1 protein-coding gene is annotated in these 573 nt (G+C 46.2%); it reads left to right on the plus strand.

Annotated features, from left to right (window positions below; genetic code table 11):
- Window positions 1-573 (plus strand): protein-L-isoaspartate(D-aspartate) O-methyltransferase (locus R7044_RS26995; protein WP_225456203.1); only part of this gene is annotated, 573 nt, incomplete at both ends.

Raw genomic sequence — 573 nt, forward strand, 5'->3', positions numbered from 1 at the left:
CCAGTGGCATCAAAGATCAACGCGTTTTGGATGCAATGCATTGTTTACCGAGAGAGAGCTTTGTTTCTCAAGCGATGATGCACCAAGCCTACGATAACAATGCGCTACCGATTGGTCAGGGACAAACTATTTCTCAACCTTACATCGTCGCGAAAATGACAGCACTGTTGGATCTAAAGTCGAACAGCAATGTATTAGAAATTGGTACCGGCTCAGGTTACCAAACCGCTGTCCTCGCGCAAATTGTAGATCATGTTTATTCCGTTGAACGCATCAAATCCTTGCACTGGGATGCGAAGCGCCGTCTGAAACAACTCGAGATTTATAATGTATCGACTAAACATGGTGATGGTTGGCTTGGTTGGGAAGGCAAAGGTCCTTTCGATGCGATTATCGTCACTGCCGCCGCGGAGAGTGTTCCCCAAGCACTTTTATCGCAGCTAAAAGAAGGCGGAAAGATGGTCATTCCGGTGGGTGACGATGAGCAACAACTATTAAAAATTGAACGTCAGGGTGAACAATATCTGTCGACCGTGGTAGAAATGGTAAGATTTGTGCCACTAGTTGCAGGTG

Source organism: Vibrio sp. 1402, from assembly GCF_033340275.1.